This window comes from Clostridium paraputrificum AGR2156, assembly GCF_000424025.1.
In the GTDB taxonomy this organism is placed as follows: domain Bacteria; phylum Bacillota; class Clostridia; order Clostridiales; family Clostridiaceae; genus Clostridium; species Clostridium paraputrificum.
This window is the reverse complement of record NZ_AUJC01000010.1, coordinates 1-22,602: the sequence shown is the minus strand read 5'-3', so window position 1 is coordinate 22,602 and position 22,602 is coordinate 1. Positions and strand designations below refer to the sequence as shown.

The 22,602-nt window shown below is 30.8% G+C and carries 12 protein-coding genes, 1 rRNA gene and 1 riboswitch; of the genes, 10 read left to right on the top strand and 3 right to left on the bottom strand.

What is annotated here, in order from left to right; all coding sequences use genetic code 11:
- The first annotated feature begins 23 nt into the window (after positions 1-23).
- Positions 24-3,470 (top strand): pyruvate carboxylase, encoded by a 3,447-nt coding sequence (locus G594_RS0111155; protein ID WP_027098658.1) that lies wholly within the window; start codon positions 24-26, stop codon positions 3,468-3,470.
- 38 nt (positions 3,471-3,508) lie between these two features.
- Here the strand turns inward: G594_RS0111155 and G594_RS0111150 are convergent, their stop codons facing one another.
- Positions 3,509-6,601 (bottom strand): hypothetical protein, encoded by a 3,093-nt coding sequence (locus G594_RS0111150; RefSeq protein ID WP_027098657.1) that lies wholly within the window; start codon positions 6,599-6,601, stop codon positions 3,509-3,511.
- A 163-nt stretch (positions 6,602-6,764) separates the two neighbouring features.
- Here G594_RS0111150 and G594_RS0111145 point away from each other — a divergent pair, with 163 nt between their 5' ends.
- On the top strand, positions 6,765-7,181 hold the full coding sequence (locus G594_RS0111145) for a hypothetical protein (protein ID WP_027098656.1): 417 nt from the start codon (positions 6,765-6,767) through the stop codon (positions 7,179-7,181).
- A gap of 43 nt (positions 7,182-7,224) precedes the next feature.
- On the opposite strand, the gene G594_RS0111140 is transcribed toward G594_RS0111145, so the two are convergent.
- Positions 7,225-8,235, bottom strand: coding sequence for a PLP-dependent cysteine synthase family protein (locus tag G594_RS0111140; protein ID WP_027098655.1), 1,011 nt, complete (start codon positions 8,233-8,235; stop codon positions 7,225-7,227).
- Positions 8,236-8,563: 328 nt separating this feature from the next.
- On the opposite strand from G594_RS0111140, the gene G594_RS0111135 reads away from it, so the two are divergent.
- The 3 genes from G594_RS0111135 to adhE all read left to right on the top strand — a co-directional run bounded on the left by G594_RS0111135 (position 8,564) and on the right by adhE (position 13,992).
- Positions 8,564-9,727: an AI-2E family transporter gene (locus G594_RS0111135; protein ID WP_027098654.1), complete on the top strand. Its 1,164-nt coding sequence runs from the start codon at positions 8,564-8,566 to the stop codon at positions 9,725-9,727.
- Positions 9,728-9,748: 21 nt separating this feature from the next.
- Complete coding sequence (gene pepT, locus G594_RS0111130) at positions 9,749-10,960, top strand: peptidase T (protein WP_034866507.1); 1,212 nt, start codon at positions 9,749-9,751, stop codon at positions 10,958-10,960.
- 404 nt (positions 10,961-11,364) lie between these two features.
- Positions 11,365-13,992, top strand: a complete 2,628-nt coding sequence (gene adhE / locus G594_RS0111125) for a bifunctional acetaldehyde-CoA/alcohol dehydrogenase (protein ID WP_027098652.1) — start codon at positions 11,365-11,367, stop codon at positions 13,990-13,992.
- A 107-nt stretch (positions 13,993-14,099) separates the two neighbouring features.
- Here the strand turns inward: adhE and G594_RS0111120 are convergent, their stop codons facing one another.
- Positions 14,100-15,449 (bottom strand): aminotransferase-like domain-containing protein, encoded by a 1,350-nt coding sequence (locus G594_RS0111120; protein WP_051195983.1) that lies wholly within the window; start codon positions 15,447-15,449, stop codon positions 14,100-14,102.
- Between the two features lie 237 nt (positions 15,450-15,686).
- Here G594_RS0111120 and G594_RS0111115 point away from each other — a divergent pair, with 237 nt between their 5' ends.
- The 5 genes from G594_RS0111115 to G594_RS0111095 all read left to right on the top strand — a co-directional run.
- Positions 15,687-16,919, top strand: coding sequence for a M20 family metallo-hydrolase (locus tag G594_RS0111115; RefSeq protein ID WP_027098650.1), 1,233 nt, complete (start codon positions 15,687-15,689; stop codon positions 16,917-16,919).
- Positions 16,920-16,935: 16 nt separating this feature from the next.
- The gene (locus G594_RS0111110; RefSeq protein WP_027098649.1) at positions 16,936-18,219 is read left to right on the top strand and encodes an NCS2 family permease; all 1,284 of its coding nucleotides are present in this window, start codon (positions 16,936-16,938) and stop codon (positions 18,217-18,219) included.
- Positions 18,220-18,488: 269 nt separating this feature from the next.
- Positions 18,489-20,270 (top strand): adenine deaminase, encoded by a 1,782-nt coding sequence (gene ade, locus G594_RS0111105; protein WP_027098648.1) that lies wholly within the window; start codon positions 18,489-18,491, stop codon positions 20,268-20,270.
- 50 nt (positions 20,271-20,320) lie between these two features.
- Positions 20,321-20,417, top strand: a riboswitch (TPP riboswitch).
- A 96-nt stretch (positions 20,418-20,513) separates the two neighbouring features.
- The gene (thiC, locus tag G594_RS0111100) at positions 20,514-21,821 is read left to right on the top strand and encodes a phosphomethylpyrimidine synthase ThiC (protein ID WP_027098647.1); all 1,308 of its coding nucleotides are present in this window, start codon (positions 20,514-20,516) and stop codon (positions 21,819-21,821) included.
- Positions 21,822-22,317: 496 nt separating this feature from the next.
- Positions 22,318-22,602 (top strand): 16S ribosomal RNA (locus tag G594_RS0111095); the annotation flags it as partial.

The window sequence follows — 22,602 nt, the reverse complement described above, 5'->3', positions numbered from 1 at the left end:
GAGAAAGAAGGAGTTGTGTTAACTTGGGGCGAATAATAAAAAAAGTTTTAGTGGCTAACAGAGGGGAAATAGCAATAAGAATTTTTAGGGCATGTCATGAATTAGGCATAAGAACTGTAGCTATATATTCAGAGGAGGATAAATGCTCATTATTTAGGACTAAGGCAAATGAGTCATACTTAATCGGAAAAAATAAAGGACCTGTTGAGGCTTACCTAGATATTGATGGTATTATTTCCTTAGCATTAAAAAAGCATGTAGATGCTATACATCCAGGTTACGGTTTTTTATCTGAAAACCCTGAATTTGCAAGAAAGTGTGAAGAAGCAGGTATTAGATTTATAGGACCTAAGCCAGAAATGATGGATAAACTAGGAGATAAGATAAAATCCAAGGTGGTAGCAAAAAGTGTAGGAGTTCCAGTGATTCCAGGGGTAGAAAAAGCTATATCATCTGAAGAAGAGGCTTTGGGTTTTGCTAGAAAGTGTGAATATCCAGTAATACTAAAAGCTGCTGCAGGTGGTGGCGGAAGAGGCATGAGGATAGTTAAAAAGGAAGAGGATTTAATATCATCATATATTAGTGCAAGAAGTGAGGCTAAAAAGGCCTTTGGTATAGATGATATATTTATTGAAAAGTATATAGAGGGCCCTAAGCATATAGAAATACAAATACTAGGAGATGATTATGGCAATATAGTACATTTATATGAGAGGGATTGTTCAATACAAAGAAGACATCAAAAGGTTGTAGAATTTAGTCCCGCTTTATCTTTATCAGTAGAAAAAAGAAAAGAGATATGTAATGATGCAATTAAAATAGCTAAAGTAGTTAATTATAGAAGTGCAGGAACTATTGAATTCTTGGTAGATAAACATGGGAATCACTACTTTATAGAGATGAATCCAAGAATTCAAGTAGAGCATACCGTAACGGAAATAACAACTGGTATTGATATAGTACAAAGTCAAATACTTATAGCAGAAGGATTTAAATTATCATCAGATGAAATTGGAATTAAGAGTCAGGATGATATTAAGCCAAGAGGATATGCAATTCAATGTAGAATAACCACAGAGGATCCTGCAAATAACTTTTCTCCTGATAATGGTAAGATGGATGTTTATAGGACAGGATCTGGATTTGGTATAAGACTTGATGGTGGTAACGGATTTGAGGGGGCAGTGGTAAGTCCTTATTATGATAGCTTGTTAGTGAAGATAACATCATTTTCTAGAACTTTTGAAGATGCAGTAAGAAAGTCTATTAGATCTATAAAAGAATTAAACATAACAGGAATAAAAACAAATGTAGATTTCCTTATTAATGTTCTTAATAATGATATATTTCAACATGGAGAGTGTGACACAAATTTTATTTCATCTAATCCTCAATTATTTAATATAGAACCTACAACTAATGAAGAGCAAAGGGTTCTTAGAATGATTGGTGAGAAAGTGGTAAATGAAACAAAGGGAGAAAAGAAGGATTATGATTTTCCTATAATTCCTCAACCTAAAATAGATATAAAAACTCTTATAGGGACAAAACAAATACTTGATGAACAGGGAGCTGAAGGTGTTATAAAGTGGATAAAAGATCAAAAGAAGCTTTTATTAACTGATACTACAATGAGAGATGCCCAGCAATCATTGGTTGCAACTAGAGTTAGAAGTAGAGATATGATAAGTATAGCAAAAGCTACAGCAGATTATGGGAAAGACCTATTTTCTCTTGAAATGTGGGGAGGAGCAACATTTGATACAGCATATAGATTTTTAAAGGAAGATCCATGGGAGAGGTTAGATGAGTTAAGAAAAAGAATTCCTAATGTTATGTTTCAAATGCTTATAAGAGGGGCTAACTGTGTAGGTTATAAGAATTATCCTGATAATGTAATAAGGGAATTTATTAGGGAATCATCTAAAAGTGGTATAGATATATTTAGAATATTTGACTCTTTAAATTGGTTGAAAGGTATAGAGGTTTCTTTAGATGAGGTTTTAAGTTGCGGAAAAATAGCAGAAGTAGCATTATGTTATACAGGAGATATTTTAGATACTAATAGAGATAAGTATTCATTACAATACTATGTAAATAAGGCAAAAGAAATAGAGAAAGTGGGAGCACATATTCTTGCTATTAAAGATATGTCTGCTCTACTTAAACCATATTCAGCTAGAAAATTGATAAAGGCATTGAAGAATGAAATATCAATACCAATACATCTTCATACACATGATACAACAGGAACAGGTGTGGCTACAGTTCTAATGGCTGCAGAGGCTGGGGTTGATATTGTTGATACTACTTTCAATGGTATGTCAGGGCTAACAAGTCAACCAGCATTAAATTCCATAGTTGCAGCTTTAGAAAATACAGATAGAGATACTGGAATTGATTTGAATGATATTCAAAAGCTTTCAGATTATTGGGATGGTATAAGACCTATATATAGCAAGTTTGAATCAGGTTTAAAATCTGGAAGTGCTGAAATATATAAATATGAAATACCTGGAGGACAGTATTCTAATTTAAGACCTCAAGTAGAGAGCTTTGGATTAGGTCATAGATTTAAAGAAGTTAAGCTTATGTACAAGAGAGTCAATGAAATGGTTGGGGATATAATTAAGGTTACACCATCTTCTAAGATGGTTGGAGATATGGCTATATTTATGGTTCAAAATGATCTCACTCCTGAAAATGTATATAATAAAGCTAAAAATATGGCTTTTCCAGATTCTGTGGTATCTTATTTTAAAGGTATGATGGGACAACCAGAAGGTGGATTTCCAAAGGATCTTCAAAAGCTAGTTTTAAAAGGAGAGAAACCTATTGATGTAAGACCGGGAGAGTTATTAAAAGATGAAGATTTCCAAGGAATAAAAGGGCATATAAATAAGAGATTCAGTATTAAAGCTACTAATAGGGATGCAATAAGTTATGCATTATATCCAGATGTATATGAAGAATATTTAAAGTTCCTTCAAGAGTTTGGTAATGTAAGCAGGATTAGAAGTGATGTGTTTTTACATGGATTAGCAGAGGGAGAAGTAAGCGAAATAGATTTAGGAGAAGGAAAAACTATAATAGTTAAGCTTGTACAAATAGGAAATATAGATTTAGATGGATATAGAAATGTTGATTTCGAAATAAATGGATATAGAAGGTCTATAAGAATTAAGGATAGAACTCAAACTGTAAGAAGTGTTCTTGGAGAAGACAGTAAATTTAGAATGGCTGATTCAAATAATAAGTCTGATGTTGGTGCAAGTATACCAGGTAATATTATTAAAATTTTAGTGAAAAAAGGAGAAAGAGTTGAAGAGGGTCAAAGCTTAGCTGTAATTGAAGCTATGAAGATGGAAACTAATATAGTAGCAACAATAGAAGGTATAATAGAAGCAGTATATGTTTCAGAAGGACAACAAGTTAAAACTGGAGAATTATTAATGAAAATTTCAAATTAAAGTAGAGAAGCTCGTATTGAATACGAGTTTCTCTTTTTTTATAATGTTAATCTCATTATACTGTTAGCATTAAAGTCTAAGCTACTATTAGCGTAGTATTCTCCTTCATCTCCTGTATTTTTAATAGTAAGAGGTTCAGGGGAGAATAACATGAAAACTAGATTGTCCATATTCCACTTAATACTGTTAGAAGTATCACTAGGAACGTTGAATAATAATTCTAATGTTCTGTTATCTAATAAAGTTCCCTTTAAGGTTATAGCTACATCCGCTGTTGTTTTTTCAGCATCATTTTCTAAGAATAATTTATTTTCTGATGGAGCTTCTTCACGAACATACAATTTTCCGAAGTTGTCTATATTCATATATGGTTTATCTAATGGTGTAGTATTATCCATATCTATGAACTTTAGATTTGTAATTCCTGTATCACTTAATAAATCGCTTGGTAAGGAATTACTATCTATATCATAATTGAATGTCATAGTGAACTTACTATCAGTTACAAGTCCATTAGATACAAATGTTGTATTTAAAATATAGAAATTAGATACAGGAGTATAATCAAAGCTTTCTATTCTATTAGAATTTATATCTACTGTACCGAGTGTAGGATTCATAGCATTTGTTCTAACAAAAAGAGAATGAGAGGTTATTGCTGCACCTCCAGATGCAGGTATATATCCTTTGATTAATAAGGTGTCTTTATTATTTGTTATTGATACAGATTTAATTGGAGTAACTACATAAGGTGAATTTTCTTGAGTATTCTTAAAGGATACTACGAAGTCATTGTTTTGAGTTGCTTTAATATCGTTAGAGAATTTAACAGCTATTTCATAAGGATATCCTATAGCTATAATAGTATCATCACCAATACCTAAAGTATATTTAGTAGGTTCAGTACTTAAGTTACTTAAGCTAATTCCTACTAGATTTGAAGGGATACTATTTAGTATTTCTCTATTAAAGACGTCTTCTGTAATATTTTTTCCGAATATATCTACTATTCCATTTGGAGTTGTTGCGCCTACATATGCATATTTATATCCAGAGTTTAGAGAATTTTCTTCTAATGAGAATATTATACTAGTATTATCCTCAGAAAGTTCAGTATCTAATATTGTTAAAGTTTTTAGTTTATTAAACTCATCTAAATTAGAAGGATCAATTACATTTTCACTAACCTTTATTATAAAATCGCTAGGAGATACTGATAAAAACTCATTTGTATAGGACTTTCCACCAACTGTTACCTTATCTGTATAGTTGTAAGTCATTTTATTATGAGCCTGCATTTCAACATTACCTTTAGACAAATTAATCAAAGGTACTGCAGCATCTATTTTTTCACCCTCACATAATGGATATACATTTCCAGATGCATTACATACATATTTATAATCTGAGAATTTTAATCCTGTATATCCGATATGAATAGAGTAATTGTTGTTAGGTGTTCCATCAGTTGCTCCAAAAGTAGGATATTGAGAATCTAATGGTAAAGTAAATCTTACCCATTTGTTATTTTCCATAACATAAGTTGTAGTATTTTCAGGTAAAGGATTCTTAGTAGATTCATTAGTTGACTTAATGAACTTATAGTTAATTGGAAGGTTTGCAGCACATTGAGAACCACTTGAAGATATAGTCATTGGAGTAGAATATTTTATTATTATAGAATTACTAGTATCATCAATTATATCCTCAGTAGAATTAAGTGCTATAATCTCTACTAGTTCAGGTAATGATAAATCACTAATATTAACTATCCTATTTGTTGATTGTATTCCTTCACCATTTTCATCAACAATAGAATTTTCATTAATAACTAGGCTGTAGTCACCAGTTGGAAGTAATTCTTTTGTTGTAAGGACTACTGTTGTTTTATCAGACCCAAACTCAGCTGATAGAATTTCTTGAGGCAAGTTTTCTGAATTTAATAAAGTATAGTTTGTTTTATTATTAGCGCCAACCCCAGAAACATCATCTTTCATTACTGTTGAGAAAGATAGATTAATAATTGTATTCTTTGGATTTATAATATTCATGTCTTGGCTAGCACTTTTTAGTGTAGGCTTTATACTTTCAATAGTTGCTTGTAATGGAGTAAGAGGTATAGAGTAACCATTGGCATCAAATAAAATAGGTGTATCAGATGGTAAATTACCAACCTTTAAAGTTTGTATTCCTATATTTAATGGACTATCTAAACCTAGCAATAAGGTGTTAAAAGTATTATCAACTCTAGAAACTCTATCTACAGATATAGGGTTATTATTTTCATCGAATAGTATATTACCAGTTAACCCTGTTGAAGGTTTTGGAAGTAATACGTTGTTATCAAACTTAACTATTAATTCATTTCTTGAAATTGCATCTAAGTTAGTTGCTTTTGCTGGAGTATTTGTTACTTGAACAGAAAATGGAACTTCCATTGGAGGTACTATTCTTTGTTCTACTGTTTGATCAACTATTACGGTGGATTTATCTAATGGATTTGTGTGGTAAACTCCATTATTTATTTGTAATATATGATTTTGTATAGTTGTAACAGGAAGTATCTTACTATCTTCTTCGAAAAAGATACTTCTCATGTCTGGGCTAATACTTGCTATATCCTTTTTTAAAGCACCATCCCATTTGGCTATAGAGGTATTTGTGGAGGTATTAGCAAGCCTATTATAGAAAATACCATAAAAATTTGTAAGAATATCATCTGAATTTGCAGATAATAAATTATCTACAGGATATCTAAAAGAAACCTTTAAAATTCTATTGCCTAGAGCTTCAACTTTTACGTCATTAGTTGGGTCTGCTATTGCTGAAATTGAGTCAAAAGAAAAATTGTATGCTTCACTAGTTTCATTATTATCATTAGTTACAGTAATAGAGTATTGTTTATTAGGAATTAGGTTTTCACCTATTAATAAAAAGGTCTTTGTATTTTTGTTGGTAGAATCAAAAGAGTTTGGAACTAATGTTCCATTATACACTTTTGATGGATTATCAGAATCAAACAACTTAATATTATAATTGTTATTAAAATTAGTATTTAGATATATATCTAAACTTTTGTTATTGGGATTTAGAACGCTTTCTATTTGGAAAGCTGCTGAGTTCTCAGCCATAATAAAGCCTCCTTTATTTTTTAAAACGAAAGTTAATATAAATAAAATATATATTCTTCTTATTTATTTTATGTAAAGTAAGTGAATTGTGTTCTATATTTAAGCACTAAAATGATTAAAGTATCATATTGTGTGAATATAGAAATGCTTAAAGAGGATATTAATGAAAGAAAATAACAATAATCAAAAAGAAGTAAACAATGAATCTTCAGTTTCTGAGGAAGAACTTTTTAAGCAATTAAATATATTAAATATTTCATATGATTCTTTATTACTTATTTTACTTGCAATTATTTTGAATATAGAGTTTGTTAGTGGAGAGAGAATTAAGATATTAGATAAACTAAATAATACTAATATGGCTGATTCTTTGCCAGATTTAAGTAAGATACCTAGGATATCTAATGAAATATTTCTTTTAACTACATCAATTTTTTTATTTATAAATTATGATGCTTTTGAAACAGCAATAGAAAATGATGCTTCTAGAAGAGATGAGATTAGGGCATTTAGAGCTTTTATATCAAGTTTTCTTATATTAGTTGCAACATCAATTACTAGCGGTAATCTAGAAGTATAAGAAGGTATTAAAAACGTATTTGTTTTATAATACCTTTTTTTAGTTATAAAGTTTTAAACTTTATTAATTCTATATTTTTAGATATATAACAATCTTTTTCGGGTTCAATATTACATAAGTCTGTTGATAAATATTTCTTATTATCATCAGCGAAAACTGTCACTATAACAGGATTCTTTTTTTGTGATAGTTCATAGGCCTTTATTGCGCCTAGGAAGTTAGCACCAGAAGATATCCCAACTCCTAGCCCTAAAGTTTTAGATAACTTTTGTGCCATAAGTATTGCGTCTCCATCATTAACTCCAATAACATCATTGACTTTAGAAAAATCTAAAATAGGAGGGATAAACTCATCTACAATTCCTTGGATTCTATGGTCATTTACTTGAGTTCCTGTAGATAGAGTGGGTGAATTAGATGGTTCGAGAGGATATATTTTTATATTAGGATTATGTTTTTTTAAATATGTCCCAATTCCCATAACAGTTCCTCCTGTACCTACACCAGCAATAAATGCAGAAGGAGTTAGATTGTGCTTTTTTAATATGTTCAATATTTCTGGTCCAGTAGAGCAGTAGTGTGCTTCTGTGTTATATTTATTAGAAAATTGCTTTGGTAAAAATACATTCTTATTATTTTTAGCAATTTCTTCTGTGATGGATATACATTTTAAGAATCCACCATCCTCCTTGGATACTAAGTTTATTTCTGAACCAAAGCCTCTTAATAATTTCTTTCGTTCATCACTCATCCAGTCAGGCATGTATATTACCACATTATGACCTAAATAAGTACCAATTGAACTGAAAGAAATCCCAGTATTTCCACTTGTAGCTTCGATTATAGTATCATTAGGGTTTAATTCTTTGTTTTCATATGATTTCTTTATGATATGAAGTGCCATTCTATCTTTTATACTTCCTGTATAATTATAGTATTCTAGTTTTGAATAAATTTTTATTTCCTTACCATTATAAACACAGGTTATTTCTACTAGAGGTGTGTTACCAATTAGCTTTTCTAATGATTTTAGTTTTGAATGTATATTTAACATTGTACAACTCCTATATATTGTTTATTTTATTGAAAATGAAGTCTCACATTAATTCTAATGCAAAGACTTTATTTTTTAGAACTAATTAATATTTACATTATGCTATTATAGCCAAGTATTTATTTAGATTACATTATTATTGATAAATCTAACAATACTGCACCTTTTAAGCCCTACAAATCATAAATATGTTTTTTATTTTTATTAGTTACAAATAAAAAACTTAATATTTTATTATAAATAGCTAATTCTATTGCTGTAGGATAATAAAAAAATTATAATAAAAGTGTCATAAATGTTAAAAAAATAATAATTAAGAGAGGTAAATATGAAAGTAAATTGGAATACTAAATATAATACAATATGCGTATATACATTTATTTTAGTGTGTTCTATTATATTATTTTATTTGTCAATATCACAATTAGAAGTGTTGTGGGGGAAGATAGGGAAAGTATTAAGTTTATTACAACCATTTATATTTGGATTTGCTATTGCGTATCTATTAGATTTTTTATTGAGATTTTATGAAAGTAGAATGGAAAATATTAAATGCTTTAAAAAAGTGAGTTTTAGAAGAAAAAGAACTGTAGGGCTAATATTAACTTATATAACTACATTTTTAGTTATAGTTTTATTTATGCAATTTGTTTTACCACAAGTAATAGACAGTCTGGTTGGGTTAATAAATGATATTCCTACATATATAAACAATACAACAAAGTTATTTGAGGAGATTGTTCATAAATTTGATTTAAATGAAGAGGTATTTAATTTTATAAATACGAATTTTAATGATGTAACTAATTATATAATAAAGCAAGTAACAAATATGTTACCTGTATTGGGTGGGGTAGTAACTTCTACAGCTGCAGGATTATGGAATGTAGTGCTTGGAATAATAATTTCAATATACATTTTAATTGATAAGGAAAAGTTCTGTGCATTAGCTAAGAAAGTTAGCTATGCTATTTTACCACAAAGAGCTGCAAATAAGACTATAGAAATAACTCATAGAAGTAGTGATACTTTTGGAAAGTTTTTAAGTGGAAAGATACTTGATTCGTTAATAATTGGTATATTAACATTTGTTGTTTTAACAATATTTAAAATGCCATATACCTTATTAGTATCTGTAATAGTTGGTATAACTAATATAATTCCATTCTTCGGACCGTTTATTGGTGCTATACCTTCAGTAATAATAATATTATTTGTATCTCCAGTTAAAGCTTTATGGTTTTTACTTATAATTCTTGTGATACAACAAATTGATGGTAATATAATAGGGCCTAAGATTTTAGGAGACTCTATAGGTATATCAGCATTTTGGATATTGTTTTCTATATTAGTGGCTGGTAAATTCTTAGGGTTAGTAGGAATGGTAATAGGTGTACCTTTATTTGCAGTAATATACTCTATAATAAAAGAGGTAGTAGAAAGTCAATTAGATAAGAAAGGTATGAAGACAAAAACAGAAGATTATATGTAATATATTAAAGGAGGAGTATTGATGATTAGAGAAGAATTATTAGAAAGATTTTTAAGGTATGTTAAGGTGAATACAAAATCTGATGAAAGAAGTGAAACTACTCCAAGTACAGCTTGTCAATTAGATTTAGCCAGAATCTTAAAGGATGAATGTGAAAAGATGGGGTTAAAAGAAGTAACTCTTGATGATAAAGGATATGTAATGGCAACTTTACCTAGCAATATTAAGGAAAACGTTCCGGTTATAGGTTTTATAGCTCACATGGATACATCTCCAGATTTTAAAGGAGAATGTGTAAATCCTCAAATAGTAGAATACAATGGTGGAAATATATATTTAAATAAAGATATACATTTAAGTGAATCTAGTTATCCTGTTTTAAAGAAGTTAATTGGAGAAACTATAATTACAACTGATGGAACAACTCTTCTTGGAGCTGATGATAAAAATGGTATTGCAGAAATAATGACTGCAATGAGCTATTTAATAAAACATCCAGAGATTTCTCATGGAAAGATAAGAATAGCATTTACCCCTGATGAAGAGGTAGGTAGAGGTGCAGATTTCTTCGATGTAGAAAAGTTTGGAGCAGATTTTGCTTATACAATAGATGGTGGAGCGTTAGGAGAATTAGAGTGTGAAAACTTTAATGCCTCTTCTGCTATAGTTAAGGTAAATGGCAGCAACATTCATCCAGGATATGCTAAGGACAAAATGAAAAATAGTATTCTTATAGCATATGAATTCCATAATGAGTTACCACAAAATGAATCACCACAACATACAAGTGGATATGAAGGATTCTATCATTTAAATGATATTGAAGGTTCAGTAGAAAGTACAACTTTAACTTATATATTGAGAGATTTTGAAACTGATGGAATAGATAATAGAAAGAATAAATTAAATGATATTAAAGAGAAGCTAAATTCAAAATATGGAGATGGAACAGTAGAAATTATTCTAAAAGATCAATATAAAAATATGAAGGAAATAATTGATGAGTATCCAGAAGTAATGGAGAGAGCGAAAAAAGCTATGGAAGCTTTAGATATAGTTCCTAAATTAGTTCCAATTAGAGGAGGAACAGACGGATCAAGGTTATCTTTTATGGGGTTACCTTGTCCTAATATATTTACTGGTGGATATAATTTTCATGGTAAATATGAATTTACTGTAGTTTCATATATGGAATTAGCTTGCAAAACAATAATCGAAATATGTAAATGTTAAAAGAAGTCCAATATTGGACTTCTTTTTATTTGTAAATATTTTGATTGGTGAAAGACTTAATTATATTTGTTTAGTTAGGAAGTTATCAATTATATAGAAAAATAAGTTTAAATATAAATGAATGATATAAAGTGTAAATGCACAAAATAAATATAGTTATAACAAGAATATTGTTAAAAAAACTACATACATAGCTATATAAATGTTTTTGTGGAACCTAAAAATATATAAGTTTGACAAAATATTTACAAAAAATCAATTATTTGATGGGTAAGTTAGATAAAAATTAAAAAAGTTAACAAAAAACATTGACAAAAAATAAACAATAAAATAAAATAAAAGTGTGGAAAGAATGATAAAAAAATCACAAATGATTATTATATAAATTTTAGGAGGAACTAAAGATGGCAGTTACTAATGCACAAGAATTAACTAAAAGAATTCAAGAATTAAAAGAGGCGCAAAAGATATTCGCAACTTATACTCAAGAACAAGTAGATGAAATTTTCAGACAAGCAGCTTTGGCAGCAAATAATGCAAGAATTAAGCTTGCAAAGATGGCTGTTGAAGAAACAGGAATGGGTATTGTTGAAGATAAAGTTATAAAGAATCATTTTGCAGCTGAATATATATATAATCAATATAAAGATATGAAAACTTGTGGAGTTTTAGAAGAAGATAAAACTTTTGGGGTTACAAAAATTGCAGAACCAATAGGAGTTATAGCTGCTATAGTTCCAACTACAAATCCAACATCAACAGCTATATTTAAAACATTAATAGCTTTAAAAACTAGAAATGCAATAATAATAAGTCCGCATCCAAGAGCTAAGAAAGCTACAATAGCAGCAGCAAAGGTCGTTTTAGATGCAGCAGTTAAAGCTGGTGCTCCAGAAGGAATTATCGGATGGATAGATGAACCTTCAGTTGAACTATCAGGAAATGTTATGAGAGAATCAGATATAATACTAGCTACAGGTGGCCCAGCGATGGTTAAGGCTGCTTACTCATCAGGAAGACCAGCTTTAGGAGTTGGTGCAGGAAATACTCCAGCCATTATAGATGAAACAGCTCACATAAAAATGGCTGTAAACTCAATTTTATTATCTAAGACATTTGATAATGGGGTTATATGCGCATCAGAACAATCAATAGTTGTTTTAGAAGAAGTTTATGATGAAGTTAAGAGAGAATTAGCAGATAGAGGAGCTTACATCCTTAAGGGTGAAGAAATAGATAAGGTTAGAAAAGTAATCTTAAATGATAGAGGTGGCCTAAATGCAGATATTGTTGGTCAATCAGCATATAAGATTGCACAAATGGCAGGAGTGAATGTTCCAGAATCAGCTAAGGTTTTAGTTGGAGAAGTAACTTCAGTTGAATTAGAAGAACCATTCTCGCATGAAAAGTTATCACCAGTATTAGCTATGTATAAAGCTAAATCATTCGAAGAAGCTTTAGATAAGGCTGATAGATTAATTGAATTAGGTGGTATGGGACACACTTCAATACTATATACAGATCAAATAAAGTCAAAAGATAGAATATTAACATTTGGTGAAAGAATGAAGACTGCTAGAACTCTAATTAATATGCCAGCAGCACAAGGAGCTATCGGAGATTTATTTAACTTTAAGTTAGCACCATCATTAACACTAGGATGTGGATCATGGGGTGGAAACTCAGTTTCAGAAAACGTTGGTCCTAAGCACTTAATTAACATTAAGAGCATTGCTGAGAGGAGAGAAAATATGCTTTGGTTTAGAGTTCCAGAAAAGACTTATTTCAAATATGGTTGTTTACCAGTAGCTCTTGAAGAATTACACGATATGGGCAAAAAGAAAGCCTTCATCGTAACAGATAAAGTATTATTCCAAATGGGATACACAAATAAAGTAACAGAAGTACTAGAAAAGAACGGAATACAATATAAAATATTCTCAGATGTTGAACCAGATCCAACATTAAGATGTGCAAGAGCTGGTGCTAAGGAAATGCTAGATTTCAATCCAGATGTAATTATCTCTCTTGGTGGTGGATCAGCTATGGATGCTGCTAAGATTATGTGGGTTATGTATGAACATCCAGAAGTTAACTTCCATGATTTAGCTATGACATTTATGGATATTAGAAAAAGAATTTACAAGTTCCCAACAATGGGTCAAAAGGCTATGATGGTTTCAATAGCTACATCAGCAGGAACAGGATCAGAAGTTACTCCGTTCGCAGTTATAACTGATGAAACTACAGGGGTTAAATATCCATTAGCTGACTATGAATTAACTCCAGATATGGCTATAGTTGATGCTGAGTTAATGATGACTTCACCTAAAGGGTTAACAGCTTGTGCAGGTATAGACGTATTGGTTCACTCTATAGAAGCATATGTTTCAATTATGGCGTCTGAATACACTAATGGATTAGCTTTAGAAGCTATTAGATTAGTATTTAAATATTTACCAGATGCTTATAATGAAGGAACAACAAATGTTAAAGCTAGAGAAAAAATGGCTCATGCTTCATGTATGGCTGGTATGGCATTCTCAAATGCTTTCTTAGGAATAAACCACTCATTAGCTCATAAGCTAGGTGCATTCCACCACTTACCACATGGTATGGCAAACTCTCTAGTAATGAACGAAGTTATAAGATTCAATGCTACAGATGCACCAACTAAGCAAGCAGCATTTGCTCAATATAAATATCCAAATGCATCATGGAGATATGCTAGAATTGCAGATCATCTAGGATTAGGAGGATCTACTAATGAGGAAAAAGTAGAATTATTAATCAAAGCTATAGAGGAATTACAAGCTAAGGTTAATATGCCAAAGACAATTAAAGAAGCTGGTATAAGTGAAGATGCATTCTATGCAACACTTGATGAAATGGTAGAGCAAGCATTTGATGACCAATGTACAGGTGCTAATCCAAGATACCCATTAATGAGTGAATTAAAGGAAATTTATATAAAATCTTATGAAGTTAAGAAAGAAGCTTCAAAAGAAGTAAAAAAGCCTAAGAAAAAATAACATTTATATAAAACTACAAAAGTTGATTTCGCAAAAAAGGATCGTATCAAATAAGATACGGTCCTTTTTGTAATGATTAAAATTTATTTTTACTAATTATTTAAGTTTTAGCTATTAATCAAACATTTTTTTATTATATTTAAACCATTAATAATATCCTTTGTACTGACGCTAGATATACTAAGCCTTATTCCTTTTTTGTAAAATGAATTATCTATAAAACAGCGTTTACCAGGTCCTACAATAACTTTGTTATTTCTTAATTCTTTAATTAATATGTCTTCGTTTATATGGTCGGGAAGAAATATATAACTATAAAAACCTGATATGTCAATAAAATAATTTATACCTAGATTTTTCAAAATTAGAAGTTTATTTAAAAGAATTTCATGTTTCCTTTTTAAATCATTAGTTATAACATCGCTATGTTTTTTTAAAATATTACTTCTTATATATATTTCAAGAGTAGCTTGAGATAATAATGATGGTGATATGTAATATCTTATATCTAATTTTTTTATATGATTTTTAAAGGAGTTAATTAAGTTGTTAGGTATAACTGAAACTCCAACTCTCATCCAAGGCATAATTTTTGAAAAACTTTTGAGATATATGACGTGAGTGAAGTCTGAATATGAATAAATAGGGTCGTATTTTTCGTCTAAATAAATATCTGAAAAATAATCATCTTCTACAACATAAACGTCATATTTGGCTGCTAATTTAGCAATTGCTTTCCTTTGAGATTTTTTTAAAGTAGTTCCTAAAGGGTTGTGGTGACGCGGGATTGTATAGAAGAATTTAATAGGCTCTTCTTTAAAAATTTTTTCTAGTTTATCTAAATTAATACCATCTTCGTTTCTCTCAATTCCCATTATATCTATGTTTAGCATTTTTAGGTTATCTAAAAAGTGTCCATAACTTGGCTGTTCTAATAATATCTTTGTTTTATTATTCGGAAAGTTCATATCTATTAATAGGTTAAGAGTTTGAACTGTTCCCATAGTAATAAATAAGTTTTCTTTTTTAGTGAAAACTTGAAAGTTTGATAAATACCTAAGTGAGGCATCTTTTAAAGAATCTACTCCAGTATGATTCGAGTCTAGAGAATTATTTTTGTAAAGGTCTCCTGCCCAATTTAGACAGTGTTTTAAATCAGGTATATTCATATCTCCAATTAAAGTGTTACCGCTATAAAAGTTAATTGTATCTGATGTGCAGATGTTAATTTTATTTATGTTTTCTACAATATAATATCCGCTTTTAGGATTAGCGTATATAACATGATTATTTTTTAAAGTATCATAAGCTTTTATTACTGTGTTTATTGAACAGTTATACATTTTACTAAGCTCACGGACAGAAGGTATTTTTTTACCTACTGTATATATTCCTTTTTCTATTCCTTCTTCTATATCCTTGATTATTTTTTCGTATAATTTACTAATGATAAACACCTTCTTAACTGTTATGGTACAGTTTTAGAATATCATAAGTAAATTTTATTTTCTAGAAGTGAGATAAGCATTAATTAGTATTGCAAGAAATTTATTATAATAATATCAATCGATACGAAAAATAAATTGTTTGACAAAATAAAGGTTCGGAAAAAGTAGAAAAAAGTCTTGACCTGACGAATAATATTATATATATTATAAATATAGTTCGTTATTAGTTCGAAGGAAGGATAGGACATGAAGGTTAATATACATAGAGTAATGAAGGGGATTGAGAGGCTTAGCGAATTTAACTCTACCCCTGAAAAAGGTTGTACAAGATATTCTTACAGCAAAGAGGACCTGCTTGCTAGGAAATATTTAATTAATCAAATGAAAGAGGCAGGGTTTGAGGTACGCGTTGATAATATAGGTAATATAAAAGGGGTATTAAAAGGAACAGAGGAAAAGTTACCAGTGGTTATAAGCGGCTCACATATTGATACTGTTAAACACGGTGGTAATTATGATGGGATACTTGGTGTTGTTGCGGCTATAGAAGTTGGAAGAGTTATAAAAGAGAATAATCTAAAGCATAGAAGAGGATATCAAGTAGTGATTTTTACTGAAGAAGAAGGGTCTAATTTTTCTGTTAATCTTCTTGGAAGCAAAGCCATTGCTGGTAAGATTGAATTTGAAGATATAAAGGATCTTAAAGATAATATGGGTATTTCTATGGTGGATATGATAGAGAAATTAGGAGTTAATTCTAGAAGAGTATCTGAATGTAGGATTCCAAAGGAAGAAATCTATTCTATGATAGAGCTTCATATAGAACAAGGAAGAGTTTTAGATGAAGAAAATATTTCAGTGGGAATAGTTAAAGGAATAAACGCTTTAAATTGGTATGAGGTAAGGATAGAAGGGGAAGCTAATCATGCAGGTGCAACTCCTATGAAGTATAGGAAGGATGCCTTGATTGAAGCTTCAAAATTAATTTCTAAAATACCAACTATAGTTGAAAAGTTTGGAGATGAATCAAATGTAGCAACTGTAGGTGTTATAGAGTGTAAACCTAATTTGCCAAATGTAATTCCAAAAGAAGTAAAGTTCACAATAGATTTAAGAGGTATCGAACCTGATACAAATAGAAGGATTTTAGAAGAAATAAAAAATGAACTTAAAAAGATAGAGAATGGTGGAGTTAAGACTTCTATAAAAGAACTGACTAAGGCTAAGGAAACTAAGTCGAAGGAAGAAATATTAAAAATTATAGAAGAAAAGGCTTTAAAAAGAAAAATAAGTTATAAGTTTATGTATAGTGGTTCAAACCATGATACAAGCATTATTAGTGAAATATGTGATGTGGCTATGATATTTGTACCTAGTGTAAATGGAAGTAGTCATTGCCCAGAAGAGTATACAAAAGAAATAGATATTCAAAATGGATGTCAGTTGTTATTAGATACAGTAGAAGAATTAATTAAGTAAACATTAGGGGGACAAAATGTTAGAAAAACTATTCAAATTAAAGGAACACAATACAAATCCAAAAACTGAAATATCAGCAGGTATAGTTACGTTTATGACTATGGCTTACATTTTAGTTGTACAACCATCCTTTATGGGAGCAGCAGGAATGGATGTTGGAGCAGTAACAGTGGTTACAGCAATTCTTTCAGCGATATTCTCATTATTTATGGGATTATACACTAACTTACCTTTTGCTTTAGCTCCAGCTATGGGAAGTAATGCTTTCTTTGCATTCACACTTGTTGCTGGGGGAGTTGTTTCTTGGCAAACAGGATTAGGAATGGTATTTATTTCAGGAGTTATTTTCTTACTACTTTCTGTTTTAGGATTAAGAGAAGTTATAGTTAAGTTAATTCCTAAGAATGTAAAGCTTGCTATAGGGGCAGCAGTTGGATTCTATATAGTTTCACTTGGATTCAAGAATGGTGGAATTATGCAAGTAGATGGCTCTATTTCTATGGGGGATATTAAAACACCAGCAGTATTACTTACAATTATGGGGTTATGTTTACTGGTTTTCTTAATGTCAAGAAAAGTTAAGGGAGCTGTATTTATAGGAATTATAGCTACTACAATTATAGGGATTCCAATGGGAATTACACAAGTTCCAGAAACTTTAGTATCAATGCCGCCATCAATTGAGCCAATATTTATGAAGCTTGATATTATGGGTGCGTTAAAGTGGAGTTTCTTCCCATTAATATTCACATTCTTTGTTGGAGATTTCTTCTCAACTTTAGGTACATTAATAGGGGTTTCTGCTAAGGCGGATCTTTTGGACGAAGAAGGGAACTTACCAAATATTGAAAAGCCATTCTTAGTAGACTCAATTGCAACAATAGTAGGAGCATTATTTGGTTCAACAGTAGTAACAACTTATATTGAATCAGCTTCAGGTGTTGAAGAAGGTGGAAGAACTGGTTTAACAGCTGTATCAACAGCGGTATGTTTTGCTCTTGCAATATTCATAACACCAATAGTTGGGATGATACCAAATCAAGCTACAGCACCAGCATTAATAATTATAGGATTAATGATGTTATCAGGACTTAAGGATATAGATTTTAGTGATTTCACAGAATCATTCCCAGCGTTCGCTACAATTGCATTTACAATCTTCACAAACAGTATTTCAAATGGTATAAGTATGGGGATTATAGCTTATACATTTACAAAATTAGTTTCGGGTAGATATAAAGAATTAAATTGGGGAATTTATATCTTATCAATACCGTTGATTTTATACTTCTTAATATAGAAATAATAGAGCTGTGGTAATAGAGAAGAAAACTTATTCTCTATTGCCACGGCAACTTTTTATTAAAGTAAAAAGGATGTATCATAATTTTAAATTTTATATGCAGTTCTTAAATGTTTAAAAAGTTTAAAAGTTATAGTAAAAGTGCGTTGTTGAATGGATTTTTGTGAGGTGAACTTTAATTGAAAATAATTTACTTTAAGAATAAAAAATAATAATTATAGTTCCACCACAGAACACCTAAATTATATAGTGAAAGGATGAGTTTTATGTGGATTTTACCTAATGATAAAAAAGGATTAATAGAAGCAGCAAATGGAAAAAGAGAATATGATTTAGTTATTAAGAACGGAAAAATAGTTAATGTATTCACTGGAGAAATATATGAAGGTGAAGTTGGTATATATGAAAAGCATATTGGAGACGTTACATGTAGCATAGATGAGGAAAGAGAGCCTCTTAAAGGGAAAAAATATTATGATGCAGAAGGAAAGTATGTAATTCCAGGATTAATAGATGCACATATTCATATTGAAAGTACTTTACTTACTCCAAGAAATTTTGCAAAGGCAGTTACTGCACACGGGACAACTACGGTTGTTACAGACCCTCATGAAATAGGAAATGTCCATGGAATTAGAGGCGTTAAGTATATGCATGATTCTAGTGAAGGGCTTCCAATGAGACAATACATATTAGCACCATCATGTGTTCCAGCAGTACAAGGTTTAGAAAATGCAGGGGCTGAGTTTGATGAAAAAGATATAGAAGAAATGTTAGATTTAGAAAGAGTTATTGGTATTGGGGAAGTGATGGACTTCATCGGAGTAATTGATAATGATGAAAGGATGGTAAAGATTGTTGAAGCAGCTGAAAAGAGAAATATGTTTATTCAAGGGCATGCTCCATCTTTGACAGGAAAACAATTATCTTCTTATCTTTGTGCAGGAATATTAAGTTGCCATGAAAGTAGAAATGAAATTGAAGCTAGAGATAAGATGAGAAAAGGCATGTATGTTGATGCTAGAGAAAGTTCTATTTCTAAGGATGTAACCAAAATAGTAAAGGGAGTTAAGGATTTTAGATATTTAACAAATCTTACCTTATGTACTGATGATAGAGAAGTGGATGAAATATTAACTAGTGGTCATATGAATGATGTTGTAAAAACAGCAGTTAAGGCAGGATTAAATCCAATTGATGCTATAAGATGTGCAACATTAAATAATGCAAGAGAGTTAGGAATAAGAAATTTAGGTGCATTAGCTCCAGGATATTTAGCAGATATAGTTGTATTGGAGGATTTTGAGAGTTTTAAGGTTAATGCTGTAGTCTTCGAAGGAGAAATAGTGGCTGAAGAGGGAAAACTATTAAAGGAAATAGAAGATATAAAATATGATATTGAAGAAGAAAACTCAGTTCATGTAAAAGAGTTAAAAATTGAAGATTTTATGTTAAAAGCTCCTATAGAAGAAGGTAAGATAAAAACAAAGATAATTCAATATAGAAGTCAAATATCATCAGTTACAGATTTTATAGAAAAAGAATTAAGTGTTAAAGATGGATATATAGATTTATCAGGGGAAGAGGATTTAAAGTTTGTAATTGTTATTAATAGACATGGTAAAGATGAGAACAAATCAATAGCAGTGGTAAAGAATTTTGGGTTAACTAAGGGTGCGTTAGGAAGTACTATATCACATGATAGTCATAATCTAACAATAGTATATGAGGATCCTAAAGAAGCTTTACTAGTAGCAAATGACTTGATTCAAATGGGTGGTGGATTAAGCTGTGTGGAAAATGGTGAATTAAAAGAGCATTTACAACTAAAAGTTGCAGGGCTGATGTCAAATAAAGAAGCAGAAGAGTTATCTAAGGCTGCTAACAAGATGAAGAAAGCTATAAGAGAATTAGGTATTACTGAGATGCCCAACCCATTATTGAGAGTTGTAACGCTTGCACTTCCTGTAATTCCTTGTGCTAAGATGTCTGACTGTGGTGTTGTAGATGTATTGAACAAAAAGTTAGTAAATATATTTGAATGCTAAAAGCTTGATAAAAATATCAATAAATGGTATATTAGTGTAAAAGAATATAGTGAATTAGCTAGGGGTGCCGTAAGGCTGAGAAGGATTTTCCTAACTCTTGTACCTGATATGGATAATACCATCGTAGGGAAGCTTATAATTTGAAAATTTAAGCTTGCATATGCAAGCTTTTGTTTTTAAAAGTGGTTATAACCTAGCAAATTAATTTGCTAGGTTTTTTATTTATTTTAGAGGAGGGTTATTATGAGTTATACAACACAAATGGATGCAGCTAAAAAAGGTATTATAACAAGTGAAATGGAAATAGTAGCTGCAAAGGAAGATATTTCGGTGGAAAAGTTGAGAGGATTAGTGGCAGAGGGGAAAATTGTTATACCAGCTAATAGGAATCATAAGACTCTAAGTCCAGAGGGGGTAGGCCAAGGTCTTAAAACTAAGATAAATGTAAATTTAGGGATATCTAAGGATTGTCCTGAATGTGAGAAGGAGTTTGAAAAGGTAAAAGTAGCATTAGATATGAAGGCGGAAGCAATAATGGATCTTTCTAACTATGGTAAAACTGAAGGAATGAGAAGAAAAATAGTAGATATGTCTACTGCTATGATTGGGACTGTACCTATATATGATGCTGTTGGTTTTTATGATAAGGAATTAAAAGATATAACAGCAGAGGAGTTTCTTAAAGTTGTAGAGAAACATGGACAAGATGGAGTTGACTTTATAACAATACATGCAGGATTAAATAGAGAGGCTGTGGAAACAGTTAAGAGAAATAAGAGACTTACCCACATAGTGTCAAGAGGTGGTTCATTATTATTTGCATGGATGGAATTGAATAATAAAGAAAATCCTTTTTTTGAATATTATGATGAATTGCTAGATATTTGTGCTAAGTATGATATGACAATTTCTCTTGGAGATGCATTAAGACCGGGAAGTATTAATGATTCTACAGATGCTAATCAAATAAAGGAACTTATAGCACTAGGAGAATTAACTAAAAGGGCTTGGAAAAAGAATGTACAAGTTATAATTGAAGGACCTGGCCATATGGCACTTAATGAGATAGAAGCTAATATGCTTTTGCAAAAGAAATTATGCCATGGAGCACCATTTTATGTTTTAGGGCCTTTGGTAACAGATGTTGCTCCTGGGTATGATCATATAACATCTGCTATTGGAGGAGCTATTGCAGCAACATATGGAGCGGATTTCTTATGTTATGTTACTCCAGCTGAACATTTAAGACTACCTAACTTAGAAGATATGAAAGAGGGAATTGTAGCAACCAAAATTGCAGCACATGCAGCGGATATAGCTAAAGGAATAAAGGGAGCGAGAGAATGGGATAACAAAATGAGTAAAGCTAGAGCAGATATTGATTGGGATACTATGTTTGCTTTAGCTTTAGAACCAGAAAAAGCAAGAAGATATAGAGCTGAGTCAAAACCACATGATGAAGAGAGTTGTACAATGTGTGGAAAGATGTGCTCTATGAGAACTATGAAGAAAATATTGAATGGTGAGGATTTAAATATATTAAGGGATTAATTCTAAATAAAAAAGAAAATGAAAATAAGAATTATGAAAGAAGGAGAAAGAAGCGCCATTACAATTGGTGTTTCTTTTTGTATATTAGTGATAAATTGGGTTGTTAAAGTAAAGATTTTTAGTACTAATTTGATGGAAAGAAGGAGTAAAAGGAGATAAATAATATAAACTTATCCTGGAGTATCTCTATAAGAAAAACATAGAAAATAAAAGAAAAAATATGAAATAATAGGTATTATTTTAAATAGAAAGGATATAGTGTTTAATTATATTATAGAATTATGTTAAGATAAATCTCGTCGCTGACGGAAACAAGTCGCAACGAAATGAAAAGAGAAAAAAGTTGTTGACAAGATTTCGACAAGGTGATAAGATAAGAAAGTCGCTTGAGTGCGACATACAAATTGGTCTTTGAAAATTGAACAGAATATAAAGTAAAAAACCAGCAATTCTTTTTACGAGTAAACTTGAGAAATCAAGTAGCAAGATTAAACTTTTTATTGAGAGTTTGATCCTGGCTCAGGACGAACGCTGGCGGCGTGCCTAACACATGCAAGTCGAGCGATGAAGTTCCTTCGGGAACGGATTAGCGGCGGACGGGTGAGTAACACGTGGGCAACCTGCCTTATAGAGGGGAATAGCCTTCCGAAAGGAAGATTAATACCGCATAAGATTGTAGCTTCGCATGAAGTAGCAATTAAAGGAGCAATCCGCTATAAGATGGGCCCGCGGCGCATTAGCTAGTTGGTGAGGTAACGGCTCACCAAGGCGACGATGCGTA

Bases quoted from the DNA above. Each gene is read 5' to 3' on its own strand.
- adhE (WP_027098652.1), top strand. From the start codon at position 11,365: ATGGCAGTTACTAATGCACAAGAATTAACTAAAAGAATTCAAGAATTA.
- thiC (WP_027098647.1), top strand. From the start codon at position 20,514: ATGAGTTATACAACACAAATGGATGCAGCTAAAAAAGGTATTATAACA.
- G594_RS0111140 (WP_027098655.1), bottom strand. From the start codon at position 8,235: ATGTTAAATATACATTCAAAACTAAAATCATTAGAAAAGCTAATTGGT.
- G594_RS0111110 (WP_027098649.1), top strand. From the start codon at position 16,936: ATGTTAGAAAAACTATTCAAATTAAAGGAACACAATACAAATCCAAAA.
- ade (WP_027098648.1), top strand. From the start codon at position 18,489: ATGTGGATTTTACCTAATGATAAAAAAGGATTAATAGAAGCAGCAAAT.
- G594_RS0111135 (WP_027098654.1), top strand. From the start codon at position 8,564: ATGAAAGTAAATTGGAATACTAAATATAATACAATATGCGTATATACA.
- G594_RS0111145 (WP_027098656.1), top strand. From the start codon at position 6,765: ATGAAAGAAAATAACAATAATCAAAAAGAAGTAAACAATGAATCTTCA.
- G594_RS0111115 (WP_027098650.1), top strand. From the start codon at position 15,687: ATGAAGGTTAATATACATAGAGTAATGAAGGGGATTGAGAGGCTTAGC.
- G594_RS0111150 (WP_027098657.1), bottom strand. From the start codon at position 6,601: ATGGCTGAGAACTCAGCAGCTTTCCAAATAGAAAGCGTTCTAAATCCC.
- pepT (WP_034866507.1), top strand. From the start codon at position 9,749: ATGATTAGAGAAGAATTATTAGAAAGATTTTTAAGGTATGTTAAGGTG.